Origin of the sequence: Hymenobacter nitidus (genome assembly GCF_020447315.1) — a bacterium.
Taxonomy (GTDB): domain Bacteria; phylum Bacteroidota; class Bacteroidia; order Cytophagales; family Hymenobacteraceae; genus Hymenobacter; species Hymenobacter nitidus.
This window is the reverse complement of record NZ_JAJADQ010000008.1, coordinates 117,795-142,897: the sequence shown is the minus strand read 5'-3', so window position 1 is coordinate 142,897 and position 25,103 is coordinate 117,795. Positions and strand designations below refer to the sequence as shown.

General features: G+C 60.8%; 18 protein-coding genes and 1 tRNA gene. 2 read left to right on the top strand and 17 right to left on the bottom strand.

Features of this window, described 5'->3' with window-relative positions; translation table 11 throughout:
• Positions 1-33: 33 nt before the first annotated feature.
• The 14 genes from LGH70_RS15775 to LGH70_RS15710 all read right to left on the bottom strand — a co-directional run bounded on the left by LGH70_RS15775 (position 34) and on the right by LGH70_RS15710 (position 21,360).
• A complete protein-coding gene (locus LGH70_RS15775) occupies positions 34-1,734 on the bottom strand; it encodes a sodium:solute symporter family transporter (RefSeq protein ID WP_226187472.1) in 1,701 nt (566 codons plus the stop codon).
• Positions 1,735-1,931: 197 nt separating this feature from the next.
• Positions 1,932-3,422 carry an L-arabinose isomerase gene (gene araA / locus LGH70_RS15770; RefSeq protein ID WP_226187470.1) on the bottom strand — a complete coding sequence of 497 codons (1,491 nt, stop codon included), beginning with the start codon at positions 3,420-3,422 and terminating at the stop codon, positions 1,932-1,934.
• A gap of 141 nt (positions 3,423-3,563) precedes the next feature.
• Positions 3,564-4,265, bottom strand: coding sequence for an L-ribulose-5-phosphate 4-epimerase (locus LGH70_RS15765; RefSeq protein ID WP_226187467.1), 702 nt, complete (start codon positions 4,263-4,265; stop codon positions 3,564-3,566).
• On the bottom strand, positions 4,262-5,983 hold the full coding sequence (locus LGH70_RS15760; RefSeq protein WP_226187464.1) for a ribulokinase: 1,722 nt from the start codon (positions 5,981-5,983) through the stop codon (positions 4,262-4,264). Before LGH70_RS15760 ends, LGH70_RS15765 begins: the two co-directional genes overlap by 4 nt.
• Positions 5,984-6,126: 143 nt before the next feature.
• The gene (locus tag LGH70_RS15755) at positions 6,127-7,308 is read right to left on the bottom strand and encodes an aldose epimerase family protein (protein WP_226187462.1); all 1,182 of its coding nucleotides are present in this window, start codon (positions 7,306-7,308) and stop codon (positions 6,127-6,129) included.
• Positions 7,309-7,611: 303 nt separating this feature from the next.
• Positions 7,612-9,297 (bottom strand): family 43 glycosylhydrolase, encoded by a 1,686-nt coding sequence (locus LGH70_RS15750; RefSeq protein WP_226187457.1) that lies wholly within the window; start codon positions 9,295-9,297, stop codon positions 7,612-7,614.
• 48 nt (positions 9,298-9,345) lie between these two features.
• The gene (locus tag LGH70_RS15745) at positions 9,346-10,413 is read right to left on the bottom strand and encodes a glycoside hydrolase family 43 protein (protein ID WP_226187454.1); all 1,068 of its coding nucleotides are present in this window, start codon (positions 10,411-10,413) and stop codon (positions 9,346-9,348) included.
• A gap of 113 nt (positions 10,414-10,526) precedes the next feature.
• Positions 10,527-12,059: a RagB/SusD family nutrient uptake outer membrane protein gene (locus tag LGH70_RS15740; RefSeq protein ID WP_226187451.1), complete on the bottom strand. Its 1,533-nt coding sequence runs from the start codon at positions 12,057-12,059 to the stop codon at positions 10,527-10,529.
• 66 nt (positions 12,060-12,125) lie between these two features.
• A complete protein-coding gene (locus LGH70_RS15735; RefSeq protein WP_226187448.1) occupies positions 12,126-15,296 on the bottom strand; it encodes a SusC/RagA family TonB-linked outer membrane protein in 3,171 nt (1,056 codons plus the stop codon).
• A gap of 347 nt (positions 15,297-15,643) precedes the next feature.
• Positions 15,644-18,745, bottom strand: a complete 3,102-nt coding sequence (locus LGH70_RS15730) for a PAS domain-containing hybrid sensor histidine kinase/response regulator (protein WP_226187445.1) — start codon at positions 18,743-18,745, stop codon at positions 15,644-15,646.
• 397 nt (positions 18,746-19,142) lie between these two features.
• On the bottom strand, positions 19,143-19,658 hold the full coding sequence (locus LGH70_RS15725; RefSeq protein ID WP_226187442.1) for a GNAT family N-acetyltransferase: 516 nt from the start codon (positions 19,656-19,658) through the stop codon (positions 19,143-19,145).
• 12 nt (positions 19,659-19,670) lie between these two features.
• A complete protein-coding gene (locus tag LGH70_RS15720) occupies positions 19,671-20,444 on the bottom strand; it encodes a metallophosphoesterase family protein (RefSeq protein ID WP_226187440.1) in 774 nt (257 codons plus the stop codon).
• 75 nt (positions 20,445-20,519) lie between these two features.
• Positions 20,520-20,978 carry a DUF6428 family protein gene (locus tag LGH70_RS15715; protein ID WP_226187438.1) on the bottom strand — a complete coding sequence of 153 codons (459 nt, stop codon included), beginning with the start codon at positions 20,976-20,978 and terminating at the stop codon, positions 20,520-20,522.
• A gap of 31 nt (positions 20,979-21,009) precedes the next feature.
• Positions 21,010-21,360, bottom strand: a complete 351-nt coding sequence (locus tag LGH70_RS15710) for an ArsR/SmtB family transcription factor (RefSeq protein ID WP_226187437.1) — start codon at positions 21,358-21,360, stop codon at positions 21,010-21,012.
• 404 nt (positions 21,361-21,764) lie between these two features.
• On the opposite strand from LGH70_RS15710, the gene LGH70_RS15705 reads away from it, so the two are divergent.
• Positions 21,765-22,028, top strand: a complete 264-nt coding sequence (locus LGH70_RS15705) for a hypothetical protein (protein ID WP_226187436.1) — start codon at positions 21,765-21,767, stop codon at positions 22,026-22,028.
• 108 nt (positions 22,029-22,136) lie between these two features.
• On the opposite strand, the gene LGH70_RS15700 is transcribed toward LGH70_RS15705, so the two are convergent.
• The gene (locus tag LGH70_RS15700; protein ID WP_226187435.1) at positions 22,137-22,352 is read right to left on the bottom strand and encodes a hypothetical protein; all 216 of its coding nucleotides are present in this window, start codon (positions 22,350-22,352) and stop codon (positions 22,137-22,139) included.
• Positions 22,353-22,799: 447 nt separating this feature from the next.
• Here LGH70_RS15700 and LGH70_RS15695 point away from each other — a divergent pair, with 447 nt between their 5' ends.
• Entirely contained in the window at positions 22,800-23,534 is a 735-nt protein-coding gene (locus tag LGH70_RS15695) for a carboxypeptidase-like regulatory domain-containing protein (protein WP_226187434.1), read from the top strand.
• 302 nt (positions 23,535-23,836) lie between these two features.
• Here LGH70_RS15695 and LGH70_RS15690 read toward each other — a convergent pair.
• Both LGH70_RS15690 and LGH70_RS15685 read right to left on the bottom strand, forming a co-directional pair.
• Positions 23,837-23,924: transfer RNA gene (locus LGH70_RS15690), tRNA-Ser, on the bottom strand.
• Positions 23,925-23,989: 65 nt separating this feature from the next.
• Positions 23,990-25,081 (bottom strand): asparaginase, encoded by a 1,092-nt coding sequence (locus LGH70_RS15685; protein ID WP_226187433.1) that lies wholly within the window; start codon positions 25,079-25,081, stop codon positions 23,990-23,992.
• Positions 25,082-25,103 lie beyond the last annotated feature (22 nt).

Genomic DNA, 25,103 nt, shown 5'->3' with positions numbered 1-25,103 from the left:
AAGCAGATCGGGTACTGGGCTGCACCCCGGCGGCTACCAGAACCGCACGTACAAAGCCGTGAGCAGCAGCATGGTCACCACGATGAGCGACATGGTCTGGGTGCTGACGCGGAACATGCCGGCGGGCAGGGCAATGGCCTTGGGGTTGATGGCCGGCCCGGCCAGGCTCACGGCCACCATCAGCAGCATGGTAATGGCAAATGAGAGGCCCATGCAGATCAGGAAGGGTATTTCGTAAACGCCGGCGCTGTTGCGGAAGGCGGTGTAGAGCAGGGTTTCGGGACCCAGCACAGAGGGCGCATAGTTGTTGAAGAACACCGACAGGGCGAAGCCGGCCAGAATGCCCACGATGCCGGCCTGGGCCGTGGTGCGCTTCCAGAACATGCCCAGCAGGAACACAGCCAGAATACCGGGCGAAATAAAGCCCGTGTACTTCTGAATGAACTGGAAGCCGCCTTCCCCACCGATGCCCAGCAAATCCTTCCAGGTGAAGGCCACGCTCAGCACCACGGCCGCCAGAATCGTGAGGCGGCCCACCCACACCTGCTTTTTCTCGGTGGCTTCGGGGTTGAGGTAGCGCTTGTAGATGTCGAGGGTGAAAATGGTCGAAATCGAGTTCACCTTGCCCGCCAAAGAAGCCACAATGGCGGCCGTGAGGGCGGCCATGCTCAGACCCTTCAGGCCGTTGGGCAGGAACGTGAGGATGGCCGAGTAGGCGTTGTCGGAGTTGAAGGAGCCGGTGCTCGACATTTCGGCCTGCAACGAGCCGTTCTTATACAGCACGTAGGCCGCAATGCCGGGCAGCATCACAATGACCGGCATCATGAGCTTGAGCAGGCCGGCAAACAGAATACCGGTGCGGGCCGTGTGCAAGTCCGCTCCTAGCGCCCGTTGCGTAATGTACTGGTTGCAGCCCCAGTAGTTCAGGTTCACAATCCACTGGCCGGCGAAGTACATGGCAATGCCGGGCAGGGCCAGGTACTTATCGACTTCCACCTGGGGCGTACCTTCGGTGGGCTTGTCGAAAATCATGTGGAAATGGTCGGGGGCTTTTTCCAGCAGGGCATTGAAGCCCGCAATGGCGCCGCCCCCGAGACCGAACTTGTCACTGACCAGCGTGAGGGCAATGTAGGTAGTCACCAAACCGCCCACGACCAGCACCACCACCTGCACCACGTCGGTGTAGCCCACCACTTTCATGCCCCCAATGGAAATCAGCAGGGAGAAAAGGGCCAGCAGCACGATAATCAGGTGGAAACTGTCGCCGCCGATGAGGTTGCTCAGGGCCAACGCGCCCAGGTACAGAATCGAAGTGAGGTTGACCAGCACGTAGAGAAACAGCCAGAAAATGCTCATAATCAGGCTGAGAGCCGAGTTGTAGCGCTGCTCCAGAAACTGGGGCATCGTGAAGATGTGGTTCTTCAGGTACACCGGCATAAAGAACACGGCCACGATGATAAGCACCACGGCCGCCACCCACTCGTAGGCAGCCACGGCCACGCCTACCTTGAAGCCCGAGCCCGACATGCCAATGAACTGCTCGGCCGAGATATTGGAGGCAATCATACTTGCCCCAATAGCCCACCACGTCAGGGAGCCTTCGGCCAGGAAGTAGTCTTTGGTGCTCTGCTCGGCCTTTTGCTTGCTCTTGTAGATGTAGAAACCGTAGGCCGAAACCCCGATTAAGTACACGAAAAAGACCAGCAGATCGAGCGTAGTAAGGTTATTACGCATGAAGGTGGGGCGGGAAATTGAGGAAAAAGAGGCAGTATGCTGAATGCTTTTGGGCACAAAAAGAACGTCATGCTGAGCTTGTCGAAGCATCTCTACTGCTTCGTTGCTCTGGCATCTGAATACCATTGCGGTAGAGATGCTTCGACAAGCTCAGCATGACGTTCTCTTGTTGGGTTTAACCCATCCTAAGCCGGATTTTAGCGCTGGCTGAAGGCCACGTCGTTGTAGCGCAGCTCGTTTTTGAAGGTGCGCAGCTTGGTTTCGTCGTCGATGATGAGGTACTCGATGCCGGCCATTTCGGCGAAGTCTTCGAGGTATTCGGCCGTCAGGTTCTGGCTGTAGCCGGTATGGTGGGCGCCGCCGGCCAGAATCCAGGCCGCCGCGCCTACGCTCAGGCTGGGCTTCACTTTCCAGAGCACCCGGGCCACGGGCAGCTTGGGCAAATCCTGCTCGGGCGCCACGGCCTCCACTTCATTCACGACCAGGCGGAAGCGGTGACCCAAGTCCACGATGGTAGCATTCAGGGCCGGGCCGGCGGGGCAGTTGAACACCAGGCGGGCCGGGTCGGCCTTGCCGCCGATGCCCAGCGGGTGCACTTCCACCTTGACTTTACCCTCGGCAATGCTGGGGCAGATTTCCAGCATGTGGGAGCCCAGTACCTGCTCGTTGCCGGGCTGAAAGTGGTAGGTGTAGTCTTCCATAAAGGAGTTGCCGCCGGGCAGACCGGCACCCATTACCTTCATGGCGCGCACCAACGCGGAGGTTTTCCAGTCACCTTCCCCGCCGAAGCCGTAGCCCTCGGCCATCAGGCGCTGAGTGGCAATGCCGGGCAGCTGGGCCATGCCGTGCAGGTCCTCGAAGGTATCGGTGAAGCCAATGGCCTTCGTGTCCTGCAGAAACTGGCGCATGCCCACTTCAATGCGGGCGGCCTCGCGCAGACTCTCCCGCTGCGCGCCGCCTTCTTTCAGCGCGTCGCCCAGCTCGTATTCCTGCTCGTAGGTGGCCAGCAGCGCGTTTACCTGCTCGTCGGTGGCGGCGTTAATCACGGCTACCAGGTCGCCGATGCCATAGGTGTTCACCGAGTAGCCAAATTTCAGCTCGGCTTCTACTTTGTCGCCTTCCGTCACGGCCACGTAGCGCATGTTGTCGCCAAAGCGCACGATGCGCGCGCCCTGCCAGTCGGCCCAGGCGCAGGCGGCACGGGCCCAGATGCTCAGGTGCTCGTGCACGTCGGCACTTTCCCAGTGACCTACTACGACTTTGCGCTTGAGCTTCAGGCGGGCTCCGATGAAGCCAAACTCCCGGTCACCGTGCGCCGACTGGTTGGTGTTCATGAAGTCCATGTCGATGTCGCCCCACGGAATGTCGCGGTTGAACTGGGTGTGCAGGTGAGCCAGGGGCTTCTGCAGAATCTTCAGGCCGTTGATCCACATTTTGGCCGGCGAGAAGGTGTGCATCCAGGCAATCAGGCCCACGCAGTTCGGGGTCGTGTTGGCCTGCTGCACCAACTGGGTAATGCCCTCGGGGCCGGTCAGCACATCTTTGTAGACGATTTTAATCGGCAGCGCCGCGCCCAGGGCCTGGGCAATCTGCTGGGAATGCTGGGCTACCTGCTCCAGGGTTTCGGGGCCGTACAGGTGCTGGCTGCCAGTGATAAACCAGGCTTCGTAGTTGGAGATGTCAATCATGAGGAAGGGGGCCGATCCAAGTGTTACACAAACGATTATGTGTGATGCACTCGGCAGCGGCTGGGGTACGCGTTATAGTATCTGGTCGGTAAAGGCGAAAAAGATGCGGGGACCTGTTGCAGCAAGCCCCCGCAGACAGGCTTAACTCTGCCCGTAGTAGGAATGCACGCCGTGTTTGCGCTCGTAGTGCTTTTGAATCAGGGCCTGCTTGAGGCGGGGCACGTCGGGGCGCAGCGTGCAGCTGAGGTAGGCCATGCGGGCTACTTCTTCCAGCACGGCGCTGTGGTAGACGGCTTTTTCCACGGTTTTGCCCCAGGTAAAGGGCGCGTGGTTGCTGAGCAGCACCATTTCCACTTCCTCGGGCGAAAGGCCGCGGCGCTGAAACTCGTTGATGATCTGCCAGCCCGTCTGGTGCTCGTAGTCGCCGGCTATCATCTGGTCGTCCATGGGCGGGGCGCAGGGAATGTCGGCCGTGAGATGGTCGGCGTGAGTGGTGCCCAGAATCGGTATGTCGAGCTGGGCCTGGGCCCAGGCCGTAGCGTAGGTGCTGTGCGTGTGCACGATGCCCCCGATATGCTCCCAGTGCGCGTAGAGCACCGCGTGGGTTTTTGTGTCCGACGAGGGCCGCTTCGAGCCTTCCACGATGTTGTTGGCGAAGTCCACGATGACGATGTCCTCAGCCTTGAGCGTGGCGTAGGGCACCCCGCTGGGCTTGATGGCAAACACCCGCTTTTCCCGGTCCACCACGCTGGCGTTGCCGAAGGTGAAGAGTACCAGCCCGAGCTGGGGCAGCTGCATGTTGGCCTCGTAGCAGGCCTGCTTTAACTCCTGAAACTGGCTCATGCGTGGCTTACCAACTCGGTTTCGGCCACTTCGCCGGCGCGCAGCTCCGTGGCGTGTTCTACATACTGGCCAAAGGCCTGATACTGCTCGTAGCGGCGCTGGTAGTCGGCTACGCGGGCCGGGTTGGGCTCGTAGGTTTCGGCAAAGCCGTTGCCCATAGCCTTCTGGGCCGACACTACGTCGGGGTGAATGCCGGCGGCGACGGCCGCGTACATGGCCGAACCCAGGGCCGGAGCCTGGTCCGACTCGGCTACTTTAATGGGACGGTTGAGCACGTCGGCCAGGGTCTGCATCATAAAGGCCGACTTCTTGGCCACGCCGCCCAGGCCGATTACCTGCTTGATGGGAATGCCCTGCTGCTCGAAGCGCTCCACGATTTGCTTGGAGCCGTAGCAGATGGACTCGACCAGCGCCCGGAAAACCTGCGGGGCCGAAGTGCCCATGGTCAGGTTCATCAGGGCGCCTTTCAGGGCCTGGTTGGCGTCGGGCGTGCGGCGGCCGTTCACCCAGTCCAGGGCCAGCACCTGCGACTCCTCGGGGTCGACGGCGGCGGCGGCTTTATTGAGCTCCACCATGATGTTGTCGCTCATTTCCTGGCGCAGGGCCTGCTGCTGCTCAGCACTCAGCACTTTCGAGCTGCTCAGCATCGTGTTCAGCGGCCACTCCAGCATCTGCCGGAACCAAGCCAGCAGGTCGCCCACGGCCGACTGTCCGGCTTCCAGGCCCAGCATGCCCGGAATCACCGAGCCATCGACCTGTCCGCAGATGCCCGGCACGAGCTTCCCTCCTACTTCGTCCATGGGTGCTACCACGATGTCACAGGTGCTGGTGCCCATTACTTTTACCATCGAGTAGGCCTCGATTTCACCGGCCACGGCGCCGGCGTGGGCGTCGAACGAGCCCACGGCCACGACCGTTTTGGTGGTCAGGCCCAGGCGGGTGGCCCACTCCTCAGAGAGGTTACCGGCCACTTCATCGGCCGTAAACGTGTCCTGGTACAAGTGGCCGCGCAACAGGGTGAGCTTGGGTTCCAGCTCCACGATAAACTGCTCCAGGGGCAGCCCGCCCCAGCTTTCGTGCCACATGGCCTTGTGGCCGGCGGCGCAGCGGCTGCGCTTAAACGTGTGCAGGTCGGCGCCGGTGAGCAGCAGCGTGAGCCAGTCGCAGTGCTCCATCCAGGAATGGGCGGCCTGGGCCACGGCCTCATCCTCGCGGGTCACGTGCATGATCTTGGCCCAGAACCACTCCGAGGAGTAGATGCCGCCCTCGAACTTGGTGTAGTCTTCGCCGCCCCAGCTGCGGGCTTTCTGGTTGATTTCGGCGGCCTCGGCCAGGGCCGTGTGGTCTTTCCAGAGCACAAACATGGCGTTGGGATTCTCGGCAAATTCGGGCAGCAGGGCCAGGGACACGCCCTGCTCGTTCACGGGGCCGGGCGTCGAGCCGGTAGTATCTACGGCCAGGCCCACGATCTGCTCGGCGGGCACGTGGCTGGCTACCTGGCGCACAGTGGCTTCCAGGCCTTCAATATGGTCGAGGGGGTGCTGGCGGAACTGGTTTTTGGCCGCGTTGCAGTAGCGCTGCTCTTTCCAGCGGGCATAGGGATGCACGGCCTGGGCTACTTCAGCGCCGGTGCGGGCATTCACCAGCAGGGCCCGCACGGAGTCGGTGCCGTAGTCGATGCCGATAACGTAGGCTTCGGGTGAGGAGGGAGTTTCCACGGGGAAAGCGGTGATTTAGTGAAATGGTGATTTAATGAGGTAGGGAGTTAGCGACTTAGTGGTTTAGTGAGTGTGTTGTTCTATCCGCGCAAGTGGCGCCAGCGGAACATCAGACTCACTAAGTCGCTAACTCCCTACCTCACCTATTTGCGCACGCCGAAGGTGTAGGTCGTGGTCGACTGCAGCGTCTGGCCGGGATTGAGCGTGGTGCTCGGGAACTTGGGCTGGTTGGGCGAGTCGGGGAAGTGCTGGGTTTCCATGCAGAAGCCCGCGTGCTTGCCGTACACCGTGCCGCCTTTACCCGTGAGGGTGCCATCCAGGAAATTGCCGGTGTAGAACTGCAGACCGGGCTCAGTGGTCGTTACTTCCATGGTGCGGCCCGTAGTGGGCTCATACACGGTAGCGGCAGCGTGCATACCGGCCGTCTGGTTCAGAATCCAGTTGTGGTCGTAGCCGCCGGGCACCTGCGCAATCCGCTCGCCGATGGTGTGGGGCGTCGTAAAGTCGAAGGGCGTGCCTTTCACGGGGCGCAGCTCCCCGGTCGGAATCAGACCTGCATCGACCACGTTGTAGCGGTCGGCCGGAATGGTTACCTCGTGGCCCAGCACGTCTTTGCCACCGCTCAGGTTGAAGTAGGCGTGGTTGGTCAGGTTGACGGGCGTGGCCTTGTCAGTGGTGGCCGAGTAGTCAATCTTCAGCGCGTCGTTGCTGGTCAGGGTGTAGACCACCGTTACGTTCAGATTGCCGGGGTAGCCTTCCTCGCCATCCTTGCTCAGGTACTTGAGCGTGAGCGTCTGCCCATCGGCCGAGGTGCCGGGCTCGGCCTGCCACACCACTTTGTCGAAGCCTTTTTTGCCGCCGTGCAGCGTGTTTTCCCCATTGTTCTTAGCCAGGGTGTACTCCTTGCCATCAAGCGTGAATTTGCCACCCTTGATACGGTTGCCGAAGCGGCCAATCAGCGCCCCGAAGTATGGGCCCGACTTCTGATATTCCGGGCTCTGGTAGCCGCTCACGTTGTCGAAGCCCAGCACCACGTCGCCCAGCTGCCCGCTCTTATCGGGCACCAGCAGGCTGGTCACCGTGCCGCCGTAGTTGGTAATACTCACCTTCAGCCCGTGGGCGTTGGTCAGAGTATAGAGCTGCACTTCGGTGCCGTCCTGGGTTTTGCCGAAGGAGGCCGTCGTGGGCGCACTCGTGCCGGTGGCGGCCTGGGTAGTGTCAGCGCCCTGCTCGGAGGGAGCCGATTGGTTGCAGCCAGCAATAGTCAGCAGACTGGCGGCCCCAGCTAAGCTGACGAGCAATCCGGCACGGTGATTTTTTTTCATGGAGAATAGAGTTGGGAACCTGTAGGGGAAGTAGATCAAAGGCACAGAACGGGCAAAGGCAGCAGCCGAATGCTGAATCCTATTGGAAAAACAATGGATTGTGCTACCACACAAAATCCGGCATACAGCTGCTAGTCAGTAGGATATCAACCTACCAAGCTACGTGGAACATAGCAGGCGCCTACCTGTTCAGCAGCAAACAGGGTGGTAAAGTAGATAAAATTTTCAGATCTACACAATCGTTTGTGCAGGTCTATTCCCTATCTTCCTCTACCGCAGCGTACTGTACTGCCAGCACTACCTCTACCACACCGTTATGGTCTGGGTTTCCGTCCCGCTTTCCCGCTGCACGCGCACCACGTACATGCCCGGCTGCAATGCTGTAGCGATTCGCAGGCTGGTTTGCTGGCCCCCAAATGCGTGGCGGTAGAGCACCCGGCCGTTGAGGTCAAACAGCTCTACCTGCGTGTTTCCAGTGCTGCTGCGGTTTTCCAGCTCCACCGTGAAGCCACTGCGGGTAGCCGGCACCGGATACACGCTCAGGCTCTTGCGCCGCGCGGGCGAAGTGCTGGCCAGGGTGCTGCCCACGGCCGTCAGGGACCAGTGCTGGCAAGTGCAGCCGTTGTAGTCCCACAGTCCGAGCTGCTGCCCCGGCGTTAGCGAAGCGTTGGGCACTTCCACCACCCGATTGCCATTGGCCGAAGCCAGCACTAGGCTGCCCGTGTTGGTACGGTCGATGCGGAAGCGCTGGCAGGCGGCGCCGCTGTAGGCAAATAGCTGCAGCTTGGCCCCGGCCGCGGCCGAGCAGCCGGCTACATCAGCCGCCAGGCCCCCCAGGGCGTTGGTAATCTTGTATTCGCCGTTGCCCAGGGCCGTCAGGTCCCAGCGCTGGCAGTCCAGCCCGGCGGAGGGGCCCTGGGCTATCATCTGGCCCGAGGCGCCGGTGCAGCCCCAGGCGTCCCACACGAGGTTGCTGTTCACGCCCTTGATTTCGTAGCGGCCGGTCGTCACCCAGTCGCGGGTTACGGCGGGCCAGCCGGCGGCCGTCCACGTCAGCTTGGCCAGGCCCAGCTTGGGGGCGCCGTTGTCCTCGTTGTCGTAGTAGTGGTGGGAGAAGAAATTGACGCCGCCCTCACTGAAGATTCCGGCGTGGCCCGGCCCGATGAAACGCCCGCCGCTGTTGAGCAGCATGGTGCCGCCCCCGCTGTTCAGGTCGTTGCCGCTCTGGTCCAGGAAAGGGCCCGTGGGCGAGGCCGAGCGGCCCACCAGAATATGGTAGGTGCTGTTGATGCCATTGCAGCAGCTGCCGCGGTTGATAAACAGGTAGTAAAAAGTTCCCTGTTTGGTCAGGAAGGCCGCTTCCACGTTGCCGTTGGCCACGGCATAGCTCGTGCCGCCCAATGATTTTCCGGTAGTGGCATTGAGCTGCAGCACGCGCAGGCCCCCGAAAAAGGAGCCGTAGCTAAACCACACGTCGTTGTTCGTGTCGCGGAATACAGCCGGGTCAATGGCGTTGGCCGCGCTGTTGGCGTTGCTCGATATTACTTCGCCCTGGTCTTCCCAGCGGTAGTTGGGGCTGGCCGGGTCCAGCGTCACGTTGGTAGCCAGCCCGATGGCCGACACCTTGGAGCCGAACGTGGAACAGGAGTAGTACAGGTAGTATTTCCCGTTCATGAAAATACATTCGGGCGCCCAGAAGTTGCCCTGGAAGCCCGGTACCTTGGTGTTAATCCAGCTCGGGTAGGCATTGTTCACAAACACGGCCCGGGGACCCGGCGTCCAGTTCACCAGGTCGGTGGAGTACATGCTGTAGATGCCCTGGCCGGTGGCAAAAATCCAGTACTTGTTGCCCTCCTTCACGATGGTTGAAGGGTCGTGCACGCCGGTGAGGCCCTGCAGGGCGTAGGCTGCGGAGCCGCTCAGGCTCCAGAAAACGATGAGCAGCAGCGCCAGGCGCCGCCAGGCGCCCAGAAGTAAAGAGAAATTCATGCGTTGGGGAATTTGGAAGTGAGGAGAGAATGGCAGCGGCTGGCAGACTTACTCGCCGCTGGGCTTGGTGATGGGCACGCCGATGGCCACGGGAACCCCAAAATTGGGCGTGCCATCTGCGTTCCAGGTAAACTTCTGCATGCGCGGATTGCGCTTCTCCACGCAGCCTTCGTTGGGGTTGGAGTTGGCGTGGTAGATAATCCAGTCCTCCTGCCCGTCGCGGGACTTGAAGAAGCCGTTGTGGCCGGTGGCATAGGCCCGGTTGGCGGGGTTTTGCGAAAATACCGGCGTGGTCGACTTCTTCCAGGAGGCGGGCAGCAGCGGGTCGGCGGTACTAGTGGCCGTGAGCATGCCCAGCGCGTACTGGTCGGAGCCGCAGAAGCTGGCCGAGTACACCAGGAAGGTTTTGTCGCCGCGCTTCAGGATTTCGGGGCCTTCGTTCACGTATGGCGGCCCCACGTTTTCCCAGTTGAACTCGGGGCGGGAAAGCTCCACGCGCGGCCCCACCAGGGTCCAGGGGTTGCTCATCTCCGAAATGTAGATGCGCTGCACCCCGTCGAGCCCGTTGTGGCCCGACCAGATAAAGTAGCGCTTGTTGTTCTGCTCCAGCACGGTGCCGTCAATGGCCCAGAAGTCGGCGGAAGGGTTGAAGATGCGGCCTTTATCGGTCCAGGTGCCGGTGGTAGGGTCGGCGGCGGTGTTTTCCAGCACCCAGGTGCGCTGCTGGCCCAGGTCGGAGCCGGGCGGACCGGCGGTGTAGTAGATGTACCACTTGCCCTCCAGGAAGTGCAGCTCCGGGGCCCACAGGTTGCCCGAGGCCGGCCCGCCCGGCGTGGGCGACCAGGCCAGCACGCTGGGGGTAGTGCCCAGGTCCGACATCCGGGCGGTTTTCCAGATGCGCAGGCTCGTGTTGGTGGTGTGCAGGTAGTAGTAGAACCCGTCTTTCTGGTACACCCACGGGTCGGGGCCCGAGGGCAGCAAGGGGTTGGTGAAGGTGGTAGCCGTAGTCGGCGGCGGGTTGGGCGGACTGTTGCCCTGCTCACTGCTGTTGCAGCCGGCCAGGCTCAGGGCCAGCAGCAGAGGCACCCACCGCAGGTTTTTTATCGACAAAGACATTGGTATCAAGCTTTTAGTAACGCTCCGAAACTCGGCAGACCCTGCCCGGAGAACAGAACAGCCGCTCCTGGTACTCCGGAACGGCTGTCTTCCCTTCTACGGGCCCGGACCGCTTAGTAGCCCAGGTTCTGTCGGATGTTGGGGTCAATATCGATGTCACGCTGCGGGATGGGCAGCAGCTTGGAGATGCCCAGGCGGAAGTTGGAGAAGTCCGGGTCGCGGCTCTTCAGCTCGTCGATGCCGGCCTGGTCGTCCATCAGGCCCCAGCGCAGAATGTCGAACCAGCGGGTGCCTTCGCCCGACAGCTCCTTGGCCCGCTCGCTGCGGATAATGGGGCGCAGCTGCTCGCGGGTGTAGGTACCGGTCAGGGGGGCCAGGTTTACCGAGGGACGCTGCCGCACGCGGTTAATCAGGGGCAGGGCGGCACTGGTCTGATTGAGCTCGGTGAGGGCTTCGGCCTGCATCAGCAGCACGTCGGCAAAGCGAATGACGCGGTGGTTGATGCCGGAAGAGAAGTTCTCGTCGGGGCGGGTGCGGTCATTGAGGTACTTGCGCCAGTACTGCTGGTTGGGGTTCCAGTTCCACTCGGCGAAGGTTTTGCCGTAGAACCGGTCGGGGTTGCCGGCGTGAATAATGCTGATGTCGCGGCGTGGGTCGATGCGGCGGCGCGTGGTGCTGCCCGGCGCGAAGGCCACGGTCGAGTCCTTGTACTCGTCCAGCAGCCAGCGGCGGGGCTGCACGTCGGCGTAGGTCGGGCCGGGAGGGCCGAAGAAGTTGGGCCGGTCGTGGCTTTCCGACGAGGAGGCGTTGTCCTGCCCCTGCCCTACTTCCAGCACACCGCCGGTAAACTGCACTTCAAACACCGACTCGCGGTTGTTTTCGTTGGTATCGGTGAAGTTGTCCAGGTAGTTGGGCACCAGGTCATACTCCGTGGAGTTGATGATCTGGGTAAACAAGGTCGAAGCCTCCGAGTACTTCTTCTGCTGCATATACACCTTGGCCAGCAGGGCCTGAGCGGCGCCTTTGGTGGCCCGGCCCTTGTCGGCGTCGCCGTAGTTGGCGGGCAGGTCGGGAATGGCGGCCAGCAAATCGTCGATAATCTGCTGCTCGGTCTGGGCCGGCGTGGCCTGCGGGGCGCGGGTCGTCACCACGGGCTCCACCACAATCAGGGGCACGTTGCCGAAGAAGTACACCAGGTCGAAGTACGACAGGGCCCGCACAAACCGCGCTTCGGCCACCAAGCGGCGGCGCAGCGTCTCGTTCATCTGAATGTCGGGCACGTGGGTAATTACCTGGTTGGTGCGGTAAATCGTGCGGTAGTAGTCATTCCAGGCAAAAGACGAAATGAAGAAGTTGTTGTCCGGCGTCACGAAGCGCGTGAAGTCGGCCAGGGCCGCAAACGGGCTTTGGCTGAACGACTCGTCGGAGCGGTGGGCCATAAAGTGCCAGCTGCGGTAGTAGCAGGCAAACTGCTGCAGGCCCGAGTAGCAGGCAAATACGCCCTTGATGGCGTCGTCCTCGGTTTTCCAGAACTGGTCCGTGGTGGGCGCGTTCGGGTTGGGTTGGTCCAGCAAATCCTTTTCGCAGCCGGTGGCCGTGAACAGGGCTCCTGCCAGCAGCAGGATGGCTAGTTTATTTACTTTCATATCCGTAAAAGTGAAGTCGGTGGGAAGGAAAGCGGGCCACGGCGGGGCAGCCCGCAGGCCATGCTCTTAGAAATTGACCTGCACGCCGCCCGTTACGCTGCGCACGTTGGGGTACGCGCTGTTATCAACGCCGCGGCTGAAGAAGCCCGTGCCGGTAACCTCCGGATCAAAGCCCGTGTAGTCGGTGATGGTCAGCAGGTTGCGGCCCGTTACATACACCCGCACGCTGCCCAGGCTGGGCACTTTGCCGGTCAGGTTCTTGGGGAAGGTATAGCCCAGCTGCACGTTGCGCAGCCGGATGTAGGAGCCGTCTTCCAGCCAGCGCGTCGTATTGAAGTAGGCATTCGACGAGGCAGCCTGGGCCAGCCGGAAGTCGGGGCTGGCGCCCTGCAGCAGGCGGGGCGTGGTGGTCGAGGGGTTCTGGGGCGTCCAGGGCGTCACGTCGGCGTTGTAGTTGTTGGGGCCGATGTAGCTTTCCAGGTCGCGGCGGGCCTGGTTGTAGATCTTGTTGCCGCTCACCGAGTTCAGGAATACCGACAGGTCGAAGCCCTTATAGGCCGCGTTCAGGTTCAGGCCCATCTGCAGGTTCGGAATGGCCCGGCCCGAGTAGGTGCGGTCGGTGTTGTCAATCTTGCCGTCGTCGTTTACGTCCCGGTAGCGCACGTCGCCGGCCGAAGCGTAGGGCTGAATCACGACGCCTTTCGAGTTCTTGTAGTTGGCGGCCTCGTCATCGGTCTGGAAAATACCGTCGAAGGGAATCAGGTAGAACTCGCCCAGGGAAGTGCCCACTTCGGAGCGCGTCAGGTCGGCGCCCCCGAAGGCCTGGCCCTCTACTGGCACGCGCGTCAGCCGGTTTTTCACGGTCGTCAGCGTAAAGTCGGCGCCGTAGGTGAAGTCGCGCTTGGTATCGTGGTAGCCGATGGCCAGCTCAAAGCCTTTGTTTTCAATATCCCCGGCGTTCTGGTAGAGGTCCTGGCCGAAGTGGCCAAGGTAAGTCACTACCTGCACCGGCGCCAGGGCGTTGCGGGTTTCGGAAACGTAGTAATCCGTCGAAACCGAGAGGCGGTTGTTCAGCACGCTCAGGTCCAGGCCGATGTTCTTGGTGTAGCGCTCCTCCCAGCGGATGTCGGGGCTGGGCAAGGCCAGCTGCGACGAGCCGTTGACGATGTTCTGCCCGGTGCCGATAACGTAGTTCACGTTCTGACCCACAATCGGATACGGCAGGTAGCTACCGCCGTAGGGGCCGTTCAGCGCATCGTTGCCGTTGGCACCGTAGCTGGCCCGCAGCTTCAGGTTGTTAATCTGGGGCAGCGCGTCCTTGAGGAAGTTTTCCTCGCTGATGCGCCAGCCGAGGGAAGCGGCGCCGAAGTTACCCCAGCGGTTCTGCTTGGCAAACCGCGACGAGCCGTCGCGGCGGCCGCTGACCGACAGCAGGTAGCGGTTTTTGTAGTCGTAGGTAGCCTGCGCGAAGAAGGAACGCTTGGTATACTTAAAGGAGCTGCCCTGAATGACACCCTTTTCCGGGCCCGCGCTCAGTTCGAAGTAGTACTGCGGCGCCGCGGTAAAGCCCTGCGCGCCGGCCTGCACGTTGTGCGCCCGGAAGCTTTGCTCCGAGTAGCCGCCCAACGCATTGATAGTGTGGTCGCCCAGGCGCTTGTTGAAGTTCAGGGTGTTCTCGGCCAGCAAAAACATGTCGTAGCCCAGAAACTCATTCAGGGACGAAGTATTGATGCGCGAGTTCTGCCGCAGAATACCGGCCTGCTGGGCATCGGCATTGCTGTAGGTGTGCCCGTCGATAGCCAGGTTCAGCCGGTAGGTCAGGAAGTCAAAGAGGGAGAAATCGGTGCTGACGTTGCCCGCCAGGCGGTTATCCGACTGGGTGCGGCGCAGCAGCTGCTGGGCCCCGATGGGGTTGGTTGCGAAGGTGTTGATAGTGGGTGAGCCCGTGCCGAAGCCCCCGGTATTGGCCGGGTCGTACACCGGAATAGTCGGAATCATGATCAGCACGTCGATGAAGGGCGCGCCGTTGAGCAGCGTCACGTCGAGGTGGGTCAGCTGCAGGTTCTCCTGAAACTTAAACCGCCCGCGGGTCAGGCCCGAGTTCAGGCGCAGGCTGTAGCGCTTGAAATCCGGACCCTTCACCACGCCTTCCTGGTGGAAGTACTCGCCCGAAATCAGGAAGTTCGTCGCGCTTTTGTCGCTGGCCGAGCCCCCCGAAAACGACAGGTTGTAGTCCTCAATGGTCCCGATCTGGAAAAATTCGTCCTGCCAGTCCGTGTCCACGTTGGGGTTGAAAGCCCCGCCAGGACCTTTCACGGCCCCGGCCAGGCTGTTCTGCCCGGCGTTTAGAGGGTCAATCTTGGCGTTGGCGTAGGCCTGCACAGCGCGGTCGGCCCACTCGCTGGCGTTGGTTAGGTTGTAGCGCTTGTATATCTGGTCGATGCCGCGGTAGCCATTGAAGCTGATGGCCGGGGCCCCTACCCGACCCTTTTTGGTTGTAATCTGCACCACGCCGTTGGCCCCGCGCGAGCCGTACACGGCCGTCGAAGAGGCATCTTTGAGCACCGTCAGACTCTCAATATCGTTGGGGTTCAAATCCCGGATGTTGTCGGTCCAGAGCCCGTCAATTACGTAGAGCGGGCCGCTGTTGGCATTACCCAGCGTGCCGATACCCCGAATGTTGACGACGGGCGCGTCGCCGGGGCCACCCGAGCCGGTTACCTGCACGCCGGGTAGGCGCCCTTGCAGGGCCTGCGTAGCCGTAGCCACCGGAGCCTTGGTGGCCTCAGCCACATCCAGGCTGCTCACCGAGCTGGTCACGTTCTGCCGGTTCTCCGTGAGGTAGCCTACGACCACTACTTCCGAGAGGGCGCGGTTGTCGGGGGCCAGGGCTACGTTCACGCTCGTGCGGCCACTAACGGGCACTTCCTGCGAGGCATAACCCACGAAGGAGAATACCAGCGTACCGTTGTCGGGAGCCGTGAGGCTGAAGCGTCCCTCGGCGTCGGTCTGGGTGCCGGTGCTGGTACCTTTTATAATAACGTTGACCCCGGGAATACCGGCTCCCTGCTCATCCACGACCCGACCCGTGACGCTGATGTCGGCCAGGGCCGCTACTGATATGGGCTCAACTGCTGGCGTTGCCCCGGCGGCATCGGCCAGCGCAGCGTGTAGCGGCAGGCAGCAGAGCAAGGCCGGAACTGTTATCCGGCCTATTTTGGGTACAGGCTTTTTCATAAAAGTAAGTGTGGGAATTGGAGAGAAAATAACACAATCGTTTGTGCAATGTCAGGATTCACAATCGTTTGTGTAAAGCATCAAAAAAAAAGCAAAAGTTGAAAACTTCGTTTTCCAGGCCGTACGGGCATTTTACTCCGCACGATGTGTACTGGTAAACAGCTTACTCAGGCATCGGTGAGTAAGGTTAACAAAATTGAAACACAATACCAATAAATAATTGTGAATCGTACCGGGCCTTAACCCGGCCAAATAGGATGCAAATTGTAATATTCCGAAGAGCCATTTAAGAATGCGGTACCTCCATCCCACCGGCCGTAGCCCGGCAGGCTACGCGGTGGCCGGCCTTACGCGGAGGTCAGCTTCAGCCGGGCCGCGTGCAGCTCGGCGTCGAGCAATACCAGCAACTCGCGCAACTGCCCCACTACTTGCTCGAGCAGCGGCAGCAGGGGCAGCGGTTCGAACGGGCCCTGCCAGGTGTCGAGCTGCTGCACAAGGGGCAGAATGTGCCATACCTGCAGGTGCTCCAGGCTGGGCTTCAGCTTGTGGGTGGCCGCTCGCAGCAGCTGCACGTCGCGGGCCTGCTCGGCCTGCCGCAACTCGGCAATGGCTTCCGTGGCGCTTTCGATAAAGGACTCCAGCATCAGCACCATAAAATCGGGAGCCCCCTGCCCTATCTGCTGAATGATGGCCAGGCTGTAGGGCGCCGCCGTGGATACAGGTGCCAGGGCGGGCCGCTCCCCCAGGGTCCAGTAGCTGATGACTTTGAGCAGGTCATCCTCCTGAAAAGGCTTGGCCAGGTAGTCGTTCATGCCCGCGTCGAGGCATTTTTCCCGCTCGCCTTTAATAGCATTGGCCGTCAGGGCAATAATGGGCGGACTTAGGGCCAGCTTCTGTCGGATGTGCATGGTGGCCTCCAGCCCGTTCATCACCGGCATCTGCACGTCCATCAGGATAACGTCGAATACCTGCTGACGGGCCAGGGCCACGGCCACGGCTCCGTCTTCGGCTTCGGTTACCAGCAGGCCCGCATTCTGCAGAAACCCCTTGGCTATCTGGCGGTTAAAGGCATTGTCCTCCGTGAGCAGCACCCGCTTGCCGCGCAGCCGCTCCCGGGTGTCGGCCGTCACGACCATTTTCTGGGGCAAATCCTTTTCGGAGCCCACGGCCAGCAGCAGGGAAAAAGAGCTGCGGGTTCCTTCGTTTTTCTGGCTGGCAATGTCAATTTCGCCGCCCATCAGGTTCACCAGGCTCCGGCTGATGCTCAGGCCCAGGCCCGTACCGCCAAACTTGCGGGTCACGGAGGAATCTTCCTGGCTGAACTCCTTGAAGATATCTACCAGGTAGTCGGCATCAATGCCCACGCCGGTGTCGGCCACGGTGAAGCGCAGCTCGACTTGCGGACCGTACTGCCCGACCAGCTCGGCTGTGATAGAAACGTGGCCCTTCTCGGTAAACTTGATGGCATTGCCCGCCAGGTTGAGCAGCACCTGCGTGATGCGGTAGGGGTCGCCGAGCAGCACGCGGGGCAGGTGCGCGTCGCTGCTCACCAGGAAGCGCAGGCCCTTTTCCTCGGCCTTGAAGTGCAGGCTTTTCTCGACCTGCCCCAGCAGCGTGGCTAGGTTGAAGCCGATCCGCTCGATGGAAAGCTGGCTGGCCCCGATCTTGGACAGGTCCAGAATATCATTGATAATAACCAGCAGGTTTTCGCCGGACGTGGCAATGGCGCGCAGATAGTTCTGCTGCTCGTCGTTGAGCGGAGTTTTGGCCAGCAGCTGCCCCATGCCCAGAATGGCGTTCATGGGCGTGCGGATTTCGTGGCTCATGTTGGCCAGAAACAGCTCCTTGCTGCGCGCCGACTCCTCGGCCGACTCCTTAGCGGCCCGCAGATTATGCTCCAGCTCCTTCTGGTGGGTGATGTCGAGCGTGATGCTGATGGCCCCGCTCACCCGCCGCTCCTGGTCGTAGACGGGGGCCCCGCTCACCAGCACCCAGCGGCGCTGCCCGGCTTTGGTGACGATGGTCATTTCGTAGGTTTCCGAGACACCCCGGAACCGGTTGGTGTTTTTTTCGGCCACGAAAAGCGCCCCGGCCTCACCCAGCACGTGCTGCATGGCGCTTTGGTGCAGCAGCTCCTCGGCCGTGAAGCCGGTAATGTCGCAGAAAGCCTGGTTCACGTAGGCCACTTCCCCGGTATGGTCGCGCTCGACCAGGCCCAGCTTCATGTTCTCAATGATGCCCCGGTATTTTTCCTCCCGGCGGCGCAGGTTCTCCTCGTTGTCGCGGCGCTCGGTGATATCCTCAAACTTCCAGAGGTAGCCGATGTAGGTGGCATCGACGTGAATCGGCACGAAGTCGCACTGCAGGGAGCGGCCATTTTTGAGCAGAAAGATTTCGCCTGTCGTCAGCTGGCAGTTGAGCACCAGCGCCTCGTAGCGCGCCCGAAACTCTTCCTCTTCCTTAAAACGGTTTTTGGCAAGCTGCCCAAATTGCCGGGCATCCAGCCCGACCAGCTCCTGCGGGGTGCTGCGGGCCTGAAACAGCCGGCAAATGGCCTCGTTGGCCAGCACCACCCGGTGGTGCTCATCCACCAGCAGAATGCCCTCCTGAAAGTTGGCAATGGTGGTCGACAGACGCAAACGGGAAGCTTCGATGGTGGCATTAGCAGCCTTCAGGGCCGAAATATCGGTGTGCACGCCCGTCATAATCAGGGGCTGGCCCTGCTCATCATACTTGGTTACCAGGCCGCGGGTCAGCACCCACTTGTAGTCGCCGTTTTTGCAGCGCAGGCGCCGCTCGATGGAATAAATCGGCAGCTCTCCGCGCAAATAGGCCGCCGAAGCCTGCAGACTGGCCGCAATATCATCGGGGTGCACGTGGGTAAGCCAACCCTGCGGCGTGCGGGCAAACTCCGCTTCGGTGTAGCCCAGCATGGTTTGGTAGGCGGCCGAAAAGTACTCTTCTCCGGTCTGGTAGTTGAACTCCCAGGCGCCATCGCCGAAACGCTCCATGGCCAGCTGCCAGCGCTGCTCGCTCTCGGCCAGGGCCTGCTGGGTGGCTTTGGCCTCGGCAATATCTTCCAGGAGGCCTACAAACTGCGCCGGTTCGCCCGGGGCCGCCGGAAGCGGCTGGATCTGGACCCGGACCCAGCGTGGGGAGCCATCCTGATGGGCGAGGCTGGCCTCGTAGCGAAAGGCCTGCCGCGTGCTCAGCTGCTGAGTTAGGTAGGCCAGCGCAACCGCGCCCGGGCCGCTGCCGCGCAGCAGCTGCCAGGGTTCCTGGTGGTGCAGTGCCTGCGGGGAATAACCCAGCAGGTTTGTCAGGCCGGCGTTGCCCCACAGGAGGCGGCCCCGCTCATCGAGCACTACGAGGGCATCGAAAGCCTGCTGCAGTAGTTGCAGGTCGTTCTCCCAATGACTGGCCAGCTTGCTAGAGTATTGTTCCTTCACAACAATCGTCAATTGGGAGGTATAAGGGCAAGTAGTATATTTTTCCTCAAACCCGATACGACACTTCGCTCACTTCCTGGTGCAAGACACCTGACCGCCCCGCTCCCGCCGCTGGTTTTCAGGAATAAGCCCTTGCTGCCCAGGCATCGGTAAATTTATCATTAACTGGCGAATGTAGCCGCGCAAATCGGCGCCTAGTGAGGCATATTTCCCGGCACCCGCCGCTATTTTCGGCACAATGGCGGTTTCGGTGCTACACGCCCTACGGCGGCCGGCAGCTGCTCCTGCGGAAAACAGAGCAAACGATTCCGGATTATCAAGCAGCAGGCCGGCCCCAGAAGTATCTCGGGCCGGCCTGCTGCCTGACAGCTGGGTAGTTGATTTTTTAGGGCCGGCGCTAAGCCAAAGCCACCGTTTCGGCGCCTACCGTAGCGCTGCGGCGCTCCAGCAGCACCGTGTCGCGCCACACACCGTGCATCTGCCCGATTCGCTCCCGCTGGCCGACTACGCGGAAACCGGCAGCTTCGTGGAGGCGGACGCTGGCCGCGTTTTCGGGAAAAATACCCGCCTGCAGCGTCCAGATACCGTGCTGCTCCGACTCGGCCACCAGGGCCTGCAGCAGCTGGCGGCCCACGCCGTGCCCCCGGGCGGCGGCGGCCACATACACGCTAATTTCAGCCACGCCGGCATATACGCAACGGCCCGAAACCGGCGTGAGAGCCGCCCAGCCCACTATCTGTCCGTCGGCGGCCTCGGCTACCAGCCGGCTATGGGCCAGGTGGCCGGTGTTCCAGGCGTCCCACTCGGGCGCTTCGGTCTGGAAGGTGGCGTTGCCGGTGGCAATTCCTTGCTCATAGATGGCGCGCACGGCAGGCCAGTGCGCTTCTGTCAGGGGGTGCAGTTGAATAGTCATCGTGTAGGTAAGTTAATAAGCACGGCGCAACATGTCGGCGTAGGCATTAGGCAGCGGAGAAGCTTCTACTGCCCGGGCCGCTTTTTCCACGTCGTAGGCCACCCGCACTACTTCGCTCCGCAGGCTGTCGGGCCGGGTCAGCCGGGTTTCGGGGCCCAGATGGAGCAGCAGGTAGGCGGCGCGCGGGTCACCATCCTTGGGCTTGCCCACCGAGCCGATGTTCAGGGCATGGCGGTAGCGCGTTTCGCCCTGGTGCTCGTAGGGCAGTGTGCGGTGAAAGGGCTTATGGGTATGTCCAAACAATAGCACGTCGGCCCCGGCCTCTTCCAGCACCCGCCGGAAGCTGGCCTCCGGACGGTCTTCAAACAGGTACTCATTGATGCGGCGCGGCGAACCATGCACCATCAGCAGGCTCAGCGTGGCGGGCTCCTGGTCGAAATCGAGGCGCATGTGCTTGGGCAGCAGGCGCAGGTAGCGCCGCTCGGCGGGGCCCACCACCCGGTTGGTAAAGGCAATGCTCTGAGCGCCCAGGGCTTTGTCCTCGTCGGTTTTGTAGGCGCAGCCGCACTCGGCGCTGTTCAGCCCGATGCCCTGGTCGTAGTTACCGGCCAGGGTCGGGATACCGCGCCGCCGGATTTCGGCAATGACCTCGTTGGGCCAGGGCGCGTAGCCCACCAAGTCGCCCAGGCAAAACACCATGTCGGGCCGGTGCTGGTCGATATCGGCCAGTACAGCTTCCAGCGCCGGCAGATTGCCGTGCACGTCGGAAAAAAAGGCAATGGTCATCGGCAGGAAAAGAAGTCGGGAACAACGGCCACCAAGCGGCGCGGCCCGCGCGGGGCCGCACCGCTCAGAACGGCGTTAGCAGCAACCGCCGCCGGGCGTGCAGCCGGTCGTTTGGAGCTGGGGCAGGGCAAACTCCGACGCCGGAATGCCGCAAGCATCCTGGGCTAGGCAGGCGGTTTGCTTGGGCGTCAGCACGAAGTCCTGGCCGTCGAGGCGCAGGCCGAACTTGCCGATGGTGGCCTGTTGGTACTCGACCTCAATGTCCAGATCTTCCCGGCCCAGAATCTTTTCCGACAGCTTGAGGATGTGCAGAAATTTCTGGGGAGCCAGCCGGTGGTCGTAGTCGCCGGCTTCCCAGAGCTGGAAGTTGGCCACGGTTTCCTGGCGCTCGGTGCCCCCGCAGTCGATAAAATGCTTGTGGACCAGCCCCACTTCCGTCACGTGAAAATGCGCGGGCAGGTATTCGCCGCTGGGCAGGCGGAAATTCACGGCTTCCAGCCCGGTCAGGGCCTGTTTCATTTCGGAGATTTTCATGGCAGAGTTGTTAGAAAATGAGAGAAGAAAATCAGCACGCACAGCCCGCGTCCGGGCCACAGGCACCGTTCGAAGTGGCTTCCACAAAGAAGCCCGTGAACTGCTGGTGCACGCGGCGCAGCAGCTCGGTATTGAGGCAGTAGCACACCGTGAGGCCCTCGATTTCACCCCGGATCAGGTCCACGGCTTTCAGCTCCTGCAGGTGCTGCGACACCGTGGTGCGACTCAGGGGGAGCTCGGCGGCTATGTCGCCCGAAATGCAGGTTTGGCGGGAAGCCAGCAGCTGGATAATGGCTACCCGCGCCGGATGGGCCAGGGCCTTGGCCACGCGGGCCAGCTCCTGCTGCTCCTGGGTAAATTCGCTGGTCTTAGCGTAGGTCATGACGAATATCAACTAGTATGACGCAAATATACGACATGCTATGTAGTATTTATACGTCATAGCCGGAAATATTTTTTATTACTGCCTACAGCAGGCTTCAACATGCTCTGAAAGGCCTTTCCGCGTCCGTGCCATACCCCACAGCCTGCGTCCTGACCATGACCCCAACGGGAAATGGTTTCTACCCTTTGTAGGAACTATCTTCTGCCAGCAAGCTCACGGCTGCACCGGGCCGGCGTTGGTTTTGGCTGGTGTCAGACCGTTTTGTTTGCCCCGAGGGCAGAAACTCTCGCTACCGCTGCAACCTGCCGGGCCCGAAGAAGTAAACCAATACAGCCCTTTGCCTGCTCAAAAAAAGATGCGCAAAGCCTCCCGCTGATTTTCCCACCTCTTTTTTCTGCGCCATGACTACTTCCTCCGCCGGACCCGCCGCCAATAATTCGCAGCTCGTTCACTACCGCCTGCAGCTTCCCACAATGGTGGAGCCCGAGCATCTGATAACGATTCGCGGTATTCTGCAGGCCCAGCAGCTGGTCGTCGACCGCATCGAGCCGGGTGAGGCGCACGTGGCCTCCGCCACTGGCTCCGACCCCGACTGGGCAAGCATTAAAGGGGCGTTGCGGGCGGCCGGCCACCCGGTAGAGCACACAACTACCGTCGAAGCCTAAGCCGACGGACTAGTCGCTGCATTAGCACGAACCGAAAAACCCTGGCCATTCTTCAGGAGAATGAGCCAGGGTTTTCGCTAAAAAAACTTGATTCGACAATGGAGCCGGTTAGCGGGCCGTGAAGCCTTTGGCTTCCCAGGCGGCAACGTTCTGCGTGCGCACGAAACGCGTTTCGATGTGTCCCCAGGCATCCTGCTTATACATCACGGTTTTGCCTTCTTCCCGCTCGTGCAGGGCAAGCAGGCTGTCGGCGTGAGATACGGCGGGAAGTGGCGCAGCTTCCGCAGGTTTGCGCACACGAGGACGTTTGGTAGGAGTAGACATAGTAAGGCAACAACAATACGGACAAGAAAGGCTCAATTTTGCACAAAATTTTATAGCAGTTCCGAATTACCCCGAAAATCAGGCCGTTTAGCGGGCCGATGGCAACCAAAAATTGTAGCTTTTTAACGACAAAAACCCCACGACTGCATCAGATTGACCACTTAGCCCTATGGCTCATGCCCTGACTATACTTTTTTATTATTCTGAGGAAGATACCAAGTGACAACTCGCTTGATTTTGCAACCTAGTGGCTTCGCCTGAAGCATCAGGGGTACCAGACACTTACAGTCTACGACCAAGAATAATCTGCGCTCCTCTGAGGAAGCGGCGAAGCGACTGGTTAACTCGATAAAAATGCCGGGCTGAACTTCAGAATGTATCACAATATCTGTACATTACCTCCTGCTAAGCTACTACTTTTACTGTATCTACTTTCATCAATATTATATGATAACACCGTTCCGCATCTATCTTTTAGCGCTGTGTATCAGCACCGTTGTTCTTACTGCCTGCAGCGACTCTGCAAAGGACACCCCCGCCCCAGCCTCATCGCCTGTTACGGCACAGGATGCGGCCGGCTTTTTCTCCCCAGCAACGGCACTTACCAAAATAACGGCTACTCCGGTTGGTGGGGGCACCGAGTACGTGGCTACCATAAACGCAACGGGAACGTACCGGTTTCAGGGCCTGCCGCTAGGTAAATATGATATTAAGTTTGTGCCCGCAACCGGATATGCCGCCCCCACACCTAAGGCTCTGACTACAGTGGCCAGCAGCATATCAATCATTCAGGATATTACCGTGCTGACCGTGCGCACCGCGTTGCTTACTGGTATCAAATGGAAAGTAACGAGCAATGTATCCGTAAATCTAGAAACCGGCGTCACCGTCGACTACCTGGCGATGGACCCGGCCTGCACCCGGGACAATTTCTTGCAGTTCAATGCCGATAACACGCTCTCCGTGGATGAAGGGGTGGTGAAATGCAGCGCGTCGGGGCCGCAGGTGTTCAGTTACGGCTGGGCATTTGAAAAAAACGAAACCCAGCTACGGTATAGCTATCCGGATCAGTCAAGCACCCTAGGTGACATCGTAGAGCTTACGGCGACCTCCGTTCACCTGCGCAAGGACTTGGGTCCGGGGCAGACATATTACCAGACGATAACCTACGCCCCTTTTTAACTCAGTCGTTGGCAAAGCAGGGAACATGTGTGCTCTGCTTGGGAACACAACACAGTCTCGTCGGAGTTGGCTCAGCCGTGGATTCACTCCTGCGCTGTCTGCGTGCGCGTCGGTCATCTCAAACTGGATACCTTGGCCCAATCCCTAGCGAAACTATGTTACTTCTTGTCCGGGTGGCCTTTTTAGTGCTATTCCAGAAGCTGGCTGGGTTGTGAATACGCGCACACTTACACGCACATCAAATAAAAAACCCCGAACAAACCGTGTTTAAACGGGATATTCAGGGTTTTTCGCACAAAGTGCAGAGAGGATGGGATTCGAACCCACGATGACCTTTTGGGCCATACACACTTTCCAGGCGTGCTCCTTCGACCACTCGGACACCTCTCTGGGTCAGTAATCGGGTGCAAAGTAACGGTCCTTTTTCCGGATACACAAGCCCCGGGCCGCTTGGCTTAGCCAGAAGTTATTTCGCCGCGCAGATCCTGGGCCAGCAAAAGGGCCGTTTCGTGGGGGCTGCGGCCCAGCCCGAGCACAAACATGAGCTTGGTAATGGCCGCTTCGGTGGTAATGTCTTCTCCGCCAATGATGCCTAGATCAGTGAGTTGGGAACTGGTTTCGTACTGACCCTGAATCACGCGGCCCTCCTCGCACTGGCTCACGTTGAGAATCTGCACGCCCCGGGCCTGGGCATCGCGCAGGCACTGTAAAAACCACGGTGCTGTGGGCGCATTGCCCGAGCCGTAGGTTTCGAGCACGCAGCCGCGCAGCTCCTTTACCTCCAGCACAGCCCGCACCACGCGCTCCGTAATGCCGGGAAACAGCTTCAGAATCACGACCCGCTCGTCCAGATTCTGGTGCACGTGCAGCGGGGCCGAGGGCAGGTGCCGCACCTGCCTGTCGTTGAACTCGACCTCAATGCCGGCCCGGGCCAGGGGCGGGTAATTTTCGCTGCGGAAAGCGTTGTACTGCTCACTCTCCACCTTTTTGGCTCTATTCCCCCGGATCAGCAGGTCGTTGAAAAACACGCACACTTCGGGCACCCGCACCGTGCCGGCCTTGGAATGGCGGGCCACGGCAATATCCAGGGCCGTGACCAGGTTACGACGGGCGTCGGTGCGGATGCGGCCCACGGGCACCTGCGCCCCGGTAAACACCACCGTTTTGCCCAGGTTTTCCAGCAGATAGCTCAGGGCCGCCGCCGAGTAGGCCATGGTATCGGTGCCGTGCAGCACCACAAAGCCATCGTAATGCGCATAGTTTTCCTCGATAAGGGCGGCCAGGCCCAGCCAGTCGGAAGCCGTGACGTTGGACGAGTCGATGGGCTGGGGCAGGCTGAGCACCGAGAGGTTCATGTTGAGCTGGCGCAGCTCGGGCATCTTCTTGCGGATCTGCTCGAACTTCATGGGCACCAGCTCCCCGCGGCGGTTGTACTGCATGCCCACGGTGCCACCCGTGTAAATAATCAGCGCGGAAGTGGCCGGCGGCGTGCCGTGGTCGACCGGCTTAATATCAATAAGAGGCAGCGTAACGGGCAGATGATTCACGGGCGGGAGGTGGTGAAGTGGT